The organism is Ignatzschineria ureiclastica (assembly GCF_003121845.1).
Taxonomy (GTDB): Bacteria; Pseudomonadota; Gammaproteobacteria; order Cardiobacteriales; family Wohlfahrtiimonadaceae; genus Ignatzschineria; species Ignatzschineria ureiclastica.
Genome location: NZ_QEWQ01000011.1, coordinates 1 through 10,293, shown reverse-complemented (window position 1 = coordinate 10,293; position 10,293 = coordinate 1). Strand labels below are relative to the sequence as shown.

The 10,293-nt window shown below is 40.4% G+C and carries 2 protein-coding genes; both read left to right on the top strand.

The window, feature by feature from the left end:
• Nucleotides 1–2,503 (top strand): YadA-like family protein (locus DC083_RS09900; protein WP_109190039.1); only part of this gene is annotated, 2,503 nt, incomplete at its 5' end.
• 875 nt (nucleotides 2,504–3,378) lie between these two features.
• A partial coding sequence (locus DC083_RS09895) for an ESPR-type extended signal peptide-containing protein (RefSeq protein WP_109190038.1) occupies nucleotides 3,379–10,293 on the top strand: 6,915 nt, incomplete at its 3' end.

Here is a 10,293-nt window from a genome sequence, read left to right as displayed (position 1 = left end):
TGGCGAAGATGGATCAATCGGTCTTACCGGTCCAAAAGGTGAAGCGGGTAAAGATGCACCAACTCTTAATATTGCAGTGAAAGATGGAGCGCCAGGCTTAAATGGAAAAGATGGCGAAGTCCGTATTGTGTACAAAGATAAAGACGGCAATGAGAAAGAGGTCGCAAGTCTTGATGATGGCCTTCTCTTTGGTGCGGATAACGATGGAGTTGTGGTTGAACGTAAGTTGAATCAAAAACTTGATATTCTTGGTGGTGCAAATAATGCAACCGATGCGAAGAATATCGTCACAACCGCAAATGCAGATGGTTCTATCCAAATCGATCTTGCCAAAGATCTTGATCTAGGCACTACGGGTTCTGTGAAAACCGGCAATACGACTGTTAATAAGGACGGTGTTAAAGTAGGTGACAATGTCATATTAGGTGATACAGGATTGACTATTAAAGATGGTCCAAGTATTACTGCAAATGGTGTCGATGCCGGAGGTAAAACAATCACGAATGTTGCCGATGGTGTAAATGGTAAAGATGCTGTCAACAAAGATCAGTTAGATGGTCTTAAAACGAGTGTTGAAGGTAGTCTCGATAAAGGCTTGAACTTTGCGGGTAACACAGCTGGTACAGTTATTAATAAGAAACTAGGTGATACCGTTACAATTAAAGGCGGCCTATTAGAAGGTAAAGATGCGAGTGATGAAAATCTACGTGTGGATGTTGAAAATGGCAATCTTGTTGTGAAGATGTCGAAGAACCTAACTGACTTAGAAAGCGTTGTTGTAGGTAATACGACAGTTAATGGCGATGGTTTAACGATCGCAAATGGCCCAAGTGTTACGAAAGATGGTATCGATGCAGGTAACCAAAAAATCACGAATGTTGTAAATGGATCTTTAGAAGCGGGTTCAAAAGATGCCGTGAATGGTTCACAGATTCATGATTTAAGTAATAATATTGCAAACTCTTTGGGTGGTGGTGCTAAGTTTGAAAATGGTATTTGGACAGGACCTAATTTCAAAGATGCTCTAGGTGCCAAAGAAGATATTACCAATGTTTATGATGGATTTGATTATCTAAACAAAAACATCAATGGCGTTGTAAATGGTACTAGCGGTCTTGTAATTATAGGCTCAGGTAGTCGTTCAGGTTCTATCATTATCAATGAAAGTATTGCTGGAGCCGGTGATATAGGCACTATTGATTTCTCTAAAGATAATGGTGACACCCGTAAAGTAACAGGTGTTACAGAAGGTTTAATTTCATCAGATTCAAAAGATGCGATTAATGGTTCACAACTTGATAAATTAGGTAATAGTATTGCGGGTTCTTTAGGTGGTGATGCGAAATTTGAAAATGGTAATTGGACTGCGCCAACCTATAACTTAACTGACAAAAATGGTAACCCAACGACAGCTAGCGATGTCGGTGATGCACTCGGAAACCTTGATGGCCGTATTGATCAAAACACTAAAGATATTGCGCAAAATACCAAAGATATTGGCGATATCAAAGATGTAATTGGTGGCTACGGACCTAATGGTGAGGCACCGACTTTTACCGTTGGTGGTAAAAACTATGATACTGTACATGATGCTTTAGGTGGTGTTAATAACACAGTTAATGACATTAAAAATGGTAAAGATGGTCTTATCCAATTAACTGAAGATGGTAAAACTATTGTTGTTGATAATGAGATCGCTAAAAATGCGGACTCATTTGATATCTCAGGTCCTAAATCAGAAGATAATCCTAATGGCGACCGAAAACTCACCGGCGTAGCAAAAGGTGATGTTTCTGAAAATTCTTCCGACGCTATCAACGGTAGCCAGTTGCATTATACAAACACTGTCGTTAGTAATACTGGAGATTCTATTGGTAAGTTGCTTGGCGGTGGTGCGAAGATTAATGCTGATGGTAGTGTTTACTATGATAATAATGGCGATGCATTAACTATTAATGGTAAAGGCTATAAAACTGTGGCCGAAGCTATTGAGGGAATGGATCAAAACCAAATTTTCAAAGTCAGTGATGATGGTAAAAAAGTCGTTTTCGGTGAGGTAGGTAAAGAAGTTACAGAAATTAGCTTTGCGAATGGTAATAAGAACCCGATTAAGGTGACTGGTGTTGCTGATGGTCTAGTTGAAGAGGGTTCTAAAGATGCGGTTAATGGTGGTCAATTATATGAAGTTAAACGAGATATCACTTATATTAACGATGCATTAAGCCACTACAATACTCGTATTAATAATGTTGAGAAGAAAGTTCATGAGAATCGTAAGGTTGCAAGTGCCGGTATCGCAGGTGCAATGGCGATGAGTTCGATTCCATATATCGAGTATTCTAAATATTCATTCGGTATGGGTGTTGGTCATTATGATGGGGAAAGTGCGCTTTCAATCGGTTTCCAAGGTAAGATCAATGATCGTGCCCGTTACAGATTGCAAATGTCATATGATACCCAAAATAAAGTGGGCTTAGGTGCGGGTGTTGCGTTTGAGTTCTAAATATTTTGTAGCTTAGTTTATCTTTATAAATATAAATGCCTAAGTAGTTACCTTGCTTAGGCATTTTTTTATGGTCAAATTTATCGAGTTTTGCAGTTGTTATAGTAAATTTGGTTTAAGAAAAATGATTTTAAACAACACTTGCAAGATGCCGGATAGAACAGCTTTCGCACTTCTTACAACTGATGCGCCGGCATTTTAATAAGCTTATTTTGAACCGATTTCACTATAAAAACGTTGAGCTTCTGTATGTTGTTTATTGTGAATATTGTGCCATTCGCGATCTCTTTTAATATTTTTATTTCAAGCGTACAAATATTTACAAGTAGTGTGATTGATTCAGCCAATTACAATGTCTCTCGACGCATTCATAAAAAATAGGTTTTTAATGTAATATTTTATTTAGTTAACATATTGATCTGAAATGAAATTTTTTTGATTGGAATTTTATTTTGAAGGTTGTTAAATCCTTGTCATAATCCGCTGAAGCTACTGAAATTCCTAGCTTTTATTTTTTGTTTGTTACCAATTAATTATTATTATTATTATTAATATTTTATTGAATTTTATGAAATTTTTGTTTGCAACATTAATAAATTATTAATTTATCTCTTTTCTTCTCATAATGAAATTTTATCTATGCGATAACAAAAATCAATTAATCAGCACTACAATTTTCCTACAAAAATGCGTGGAAGTGATGTGTAAGTATCTGTTTACCTAGTTGATACCGAAGATTTAAAGATATTAATCTTCAGATTATCTGTTTGAGCTCCAAGATTTTATCAATTTATAACAACTATAATAATTTTTTACAAAAAAGCTGTTACTATTTGATCAAGAAAATCTCTCTCTAATTTAAGGGACTTGAAAAAATGAACAGAATTTATAGTGTTGTTTGGAGTTATGCAAAGAAAACTTATGTGGTGGCTTCGGAGTTTGCGTCGCGGAAAAAAATCGCCGTCAGCGCAACGGGACTCACTATGGCAACATTACTCTCTTTTGCTGTATCAGTATCGCCACTCTTCGCGGAGGAGTTATTAGCGCACGATATCCTGCAAGCAGAAAATCCGGCATTATTAGTTGCGGATGTTGCAGATGCAGGCAGCAACAATACGGCGAATCAAGAAAAAGCAGCTTCCGGTGATCAAGATGCTGAAGATAAAGCTGTAGACGATAAAACTATTGAACTACGTCAAAATGAATTGGCGCTTGCCGCTTTAGGCATTATCGCACCTACTGATGAGTCGGTATTAGAGGCACCCTCAGTGATGTTGAATCGCGATAGTTTGCTGCGATATGCAGAAGGTGGTGGTACGGCAACTGGTGCTGATGCTATTGCGATAGGGACTGGATCAAGTGCTAGTGGTATATACTCTATTGCTTTTGGTAAAGATGCAAAGGCGACTAATGAATCCTCTATAGCGCAAGGAACCGGTGCGAATGCAATCGGTAAAAATAGTATTGCGTTAGGTACAAGTGCACAATCTGGTTCGAGCTCGGGAGAATCGAGTGTTGCTATAGGAAATGAGGCTAAGGCTTTAAGTGGTTCAGCAGTTGCAATTGGAAAGGGGGCAGCTGCTGAGAAAGCACTTGCATTTGCGCTTGGGAGTGGCGCAAAGGCATCAGCTGCCAATGCTACCGCTCTGGGTGCTAACACTAAAGCATTAGGTACAGGTGCTCTAGCGTTAGGTTTTAGGGCTCAAAGTACTGCTCAACAATCTGTGGCGATAGGTGAGAATGCACAAGCAATGGGTGAATATTCTATTGCGGTAGGTAATGGTGCAAATGTATCTGGTGCATCATCCATTGTGATAGGTAATGGCGCAAATACAAAGGAAGACTCGGCTATTGCTATAGGAGCAGGGGCAATCGGGGCTGGCAAAAATTCTCTCGCTCAAGGTAATACGGCGGTTACATTTGGTGAATCAGCTATAGCGCAGGGAACCGGTGCGCAAGCAATTGCTGAATCCTCTATAGCGCAGGGAACCGGTGCGAATGCATTTGCCGCTGGTTCAATTGCTCTTGGTAAGTCTGCCAAGACGGATGCTGCTGCTACATCCGCAATTGCTATCGGGGATAACTCTTCTGCAAGTGGTACAAATAGCTCGGCTATCGGTAAAAGCGCTTCGGCAACGGGCGGCTCTTCAATTGCATTGGGCGATGGCGCAAGTGCAACAGGGGAGAATAGTGTCGCGCTCGGTACAGGTTCGCAAGCTTTAGCAGATAATAGCTACGCATTAGGCGGAGCATCAGTCTCAGGTGCCAACACCTTTGTTTATGGTAAGCAGGTTTCGGCTGTAACATTTGAAAATGGTCTCTTAATGGGACAGGGGAATAGTGGCGCTGTATCGACCGCTCCAATAGATCGTACAGATGCCTCAATTCTCTTTGGGAATAATAACAGAGTTGGAGCTCAATATGATGTACAAGGCTCTAATGATACGGCGATTATTGGTATCGGTCACGATAATATTATCCGAGGAACCGGCTCGCTAGTATTTGGTCGTGGTAATACTTTTGGTGCGTTAGATGATCCTACTAGTAAAACAGGATCGGAAACCGGAGGTACTTTAGGTCCTACTAATGCAATGATTATTGGGAATAACTCTAGCGTTTCTGAAAAGTCTTCTGGATCATTAATATTAGGTAACAACGTTGATATAAGCGCGACTAACGCCGTCGGTATTGGTAATGATCTCTCTAAAATTCTTGGCGGCAATTCAGTGACCATAGGGAATAATATTACTGAAACAGGGGAAAGCGCAGTTGCTATCGGTGATGGTGCCTATGCCGGTGAGAGAAGTATTGGGCTTGGGAATACTGCTTGGGCTTATGGCAAAGATGCTATCGTGATGGGGACAAATGCCTCTTCAGTTGGCAATACCGGCGATAGATCAATCGTGATCGGTGCTAATGCTAAGGTGAATAATGTCGCAAGCGCGATAGCATTGGGAGATAGTAGCCTTGTTTCAACTGCTAATTCGATGGCATTAGGTTCGAGCAGTAAGGCAACTGGAACAACGTCAGTGGCGCTCGGTAATGCAAGTAGTGCCACTGGTGCGAATTCTGTGGCGCTCGGCGCAGGCAGTATTGCATCAGAAGCAAATGTCGTTGCCGTCGGTTCTAGTTCAACTAATACTCGCAAAATCAAATGGGTCACAGAAGGGGAGATCTCTACAACCTCGAAAGATGCGATTAATGGTTCTCAGCTCTACGGAACGAATAAATCCATTATTGATTCCTTGGGTGGTGGGGCGGCCTTAAATACCAATGGCACAATCAAAGGGCCAAGCTATACGGTTACTAATGCAGATGGTAATGAAATCACAGTTAATAATGTAGGTGATGCTTTAACGAACATTAATGGAGCTGTTACTAACAATACGACAAATATCAATAATCTCACAACGACAGTCAACGGCGGTTTAACTTTCGCAGGGGATAGCGGAACGCCTAAAAACTTTAAACTAGGACAAACTGTATCGATTGTCGGTGGTGCAACTGCGAATTTAACTGATGGCAATATCGGTGTTGTGGTTGATAGTACCGGTAAGCTCAACATTAAACTTTCCAAAGATCTTGCGCTTGGCGCAAATGGTTCTGTGAAATTTGGCAACACAGAATTAACAGAAACAGGGCTCACAATTAAGAATGGCCCAAGCGTGACGACATCTGGAATCAATGCAGGTAATCAAAAAATCACCAATGTGACAGCCGGCACAGCAGACACTGATGCAGTGAATGTGAGTCAGTTGAAAGAAGTTGATCAAAAGGTTGAAAATAATACTACGAATATTAACAATATTGATAAGCGCGTTACTAAAAATGAAGGTGATATTACAAATATCAAAAATGATTTCAATACCATTCAAGGTGATGTGACTAATATTCAAGGCGATGTGACTAACATTACAACAGGTAAAGCCGGTCTTATTCAGGTTAAAGATGGTCAATTAGTAGTTGATAATACAATCGAAGGCGCAGATAAAGCGATATTTAATATCAAGAATGCAGACGGTTCAGCTCGTAAATTAACCGGCGTTGCACCCGGTGAAATTGATGCTAATTCAACAGATGCAATCAATGGGTCACAGCTCTATGAAACCAATCAAAATGTTACTAATCTTGGTAACCAAGTAACGTCGCTTGATGGTCGTGTTACTCAAAATACCACGAATATCAATAAAAACGCTGCAGATATTGAAAAAGGTCTCAATTTTGCCGGTGATCATGGTGATACTGAGAATAAACAATTAGGTGATACAGTATCTATTATCGGTGGTGCAGCGCTCGCGAATTTAACAGATAAGAATATCGGTGTCGTGGTTGATGATGAAGGCAAACTCAATGTTAAACTTGCGAAAAATATCGATCTTGGTGCCGATGGTTCAGTGACCACTGGAAATACAGTTGTCAACAATGATGGCTTAACGATTAACGGTGGTCCAAGCGTTACGAAAGATGGCATTAATGCTGGTAACAAAGTGATCTCTAACGTTGCCGATGGTGTTGCAAATAGCGATGCTGTGAACAAAGGTCAGTTAGATGTTATTGACAACAAAGTTACCCAAAACACTAATAATATTAACARCCTCGATAATCGTGTAACAACCAATGAAACGAACATCACCAATGTCACCAATAAAGTCAATCAAGGCTTAACTTTCACAGGTGATGAAGGTAGTAAAAAACGTCAATTGGGCGATACAATCAATATTACTGGTGGTGTGGATTCAAGTAAAAAACTAGTAGATGGTAATATTGGCGTAACCGTTGATAACGACACGGGAGATATTAGCGTCAAACTTGCTGAAAAACTTGATCTTAGCACGGATGGTTCTGTGACCACTGGAAATACAGTTGTCAACAATGATGGCTTAACGATTAACGGTGGCCCAAGCGTTACACAAGGTGGTATTAATGCCGGTAACAAAGTGATCTCTAACGTTGCCGATGGTGTTGCAAATAGCGATGCTGTGAACAAAGGTCAGTTAGATGTTGTTGACAAAAAAGTGGCGGATAACACTACGAGTATTAACAACCTCGATAATCGTGTAACAACCAATGAAACGAACATCACCAATGTCACCAATAAAGTCAATCAAGGCTTAACTTTCACAGGTGATGAAGGTAGTAAAAAACGTCAATTGGGCGATACAATCAATATTACTGGTGGTGTGGATTCAAGTAAAAAACTAGTAGATGGTAATATTGGCGTAACCGTTGATAACGACACGGGAGATATTAGCGTCAAACTTGCTGAAAAACTTGATCTTGGCACGGATGGTTCTGTGACCACTGGAAATACAGTTGTCAACAATGATGGCTTAACGATTAACGGTGGCCCAAGCGTTACACAAGGTGGCATTAATGCTGGTAACAAAGTGATCTCTAACGTTGCCGATGGTGTAAATGCTAATGATGCTGTGAACAAAAGTCAGTTAGATAATGTTAGCAACAAAGTGGCAGATAACACTACGAATATTAACAACCTCACAAATGGTACTGCAGGTCTAGTCATCTTAGGCAGTGCGCCGAATGAAATCGTCTTTAATAAAAATCTCGTCGGCGGACGCGATACCTTTAACATTAGTACGGTGGGCGATGATGGTACAACTGTGACCCGTAAAATCACAGGTGTTACAGATGGAGATATTTCTGAAACATCAACAGATGCAATTAATGGATCACAGCTTTATGCCGGTAATAAAAACCTATCTGAAGCGTTGATGGGTGGAAAAGGAACACTAAATCCTGATGGTACATTAAGCAATCTTGATTTTGCAGATGCCGTTGGATCAGATACACCGGTCACAAATGTTTACGATGGTTTAGATAGCTTGAATAAGCGCATTACATCCGGTAAAGCAGGTCTTGTTCAGCTTTCTGATGATGGTACACAACTTGTTATTGATAACACTGCCGCAGGTAATGCCACAGAATTCAATTTCGCAAATGGCGTTAATGATAAGGGTGAAACAGTTACTCGTAAATTAACCGGCGTTAGTGAAGGTACAATTTCTGCCGAATCAAAAGATGCGATTAATGGATCGCAACTTTATGGAACTAATCAATCTATTGTTGATTCCTTAGGTGGTGGTGCGAAAGTAAATGATGATGGTACAATTACTGGGCCAAGTTATGATCTTGGCGAGGTTGATGGAGATGGTAACAATATCATTTACAACAATGTTGGTGATGCTTTAACGAACATCGATGGTCGTGTTGATGAAAATACAACGAACATCACCAACGTGACCAATAAAGTCAACGAAGGCTTAACTTTCGCAGGTGATGATGGTAGTAAAAAACATCAGTTAGGCGAGACCGTATCTATAATTGGTGGTGCTGATAAAGATGCATTAACAGACAAGAATATTGGTGTCGTGGTTGATAATGAAGGCAAGCTCAATGTAAAACTTGCGAAGGATATCAATCTTGGTGCCGATGGTTCTGTGACCACTGGAAATACAGTTGTCAACAATGATGGCTTAACGATTAACGGTGGCCCCAGTGTTACACAAGGCGGCATTAATGCTGGTAACAAAGTAATCTCTAACGTTGCCGATGGTGTTGCAGATAGCGATGCTGTGAACAAAGGTCAGTTGGATTCAGTTCAAACTATTGCAAATAAAGGTTTAACGTTTGCCGGAGACAGTGGTACGCCTCAAAATTTCAAATTAGGCCAAACGGTATCGATTGTTGGTGGTGAGACAGATACAACAAAATTAGTAGATGGTAAGAACATCGGGGTTGTTGTAGATGACGAAGGCAAGCTTAACGTCAAACTAGCGAAAAATATCGATCTTGATGCCGATGGTTCTGTGACCACTGGAAATACAGTTGTCAACAATGATGGCTTAACGATTAACGGTGGCCCAAGCGTTACGAAAGATGGCATTAATGCCGGTAACAAAGTGATCTCTAACGTTGCTGATGGTGTTGCAAATAGCGATGCTGTGAACAAAGGTCAGTTAGATGTTGTTGACAAAAAAGTGGCAGATAACACTACGAGTATTAACAACCTCGATAATCGTGTAACAACCAATGAAACGAACATCACCAATGTCACCAATAAAGTCAATCAAGGCTTAACTTTCACAGGTGATGAAGGTAGTAAAAAACGTCAATTGGGCGATACAATCAATATTACTGGTGGTGCGGATTCAAGTAAAAAATTAGTAGATGGTAATATTGGCGTAACCGTTGATAACGACACGGGAGATATTAGCGTTAAACTTGCTGAAAAACTTGATCTTGGCACAGATGGATCAGTGACCACTGGAAATACAGTTGTTAACAATGAGGGCTTAACGATTAACGGTGGCCCAAGCGTTACACAAGGTGGCATTAATGCTGGTAACAAAGTGATCTCTAACGTTGCTGATGGCGTTGCTGATAGTGATGCTGTGAACAAAGGTCAGTTGGATTCAGTTCAAACTATTGCAAATAAAGGTTTAACGTTTGCCGGAGACAGTGGTACGCCTCAAAATTTCAAATTAGGCCAAACGGTATCGATTGTTGGTGGTGAGACAGATACAACAAAATTAGTAGATGGTAAGAACATCGGGGTTGTTGTAGATGACGAAGGCAAGCTCAACGTCAAACTAGCGAAAGATCTTAATCTTGGTGCGGATGGGTCAGTAACAACCGGTGATACCGTTGTGAATAATGATGGTGTTAAAGTCGGTGATAATGTCACATTAGGTAATACAGGCTTGACCATTGTGAATGGTCCAAGTGTTACCACTAGTGGTATTAATGCTGGTGATAAAGTGATCTCTAAT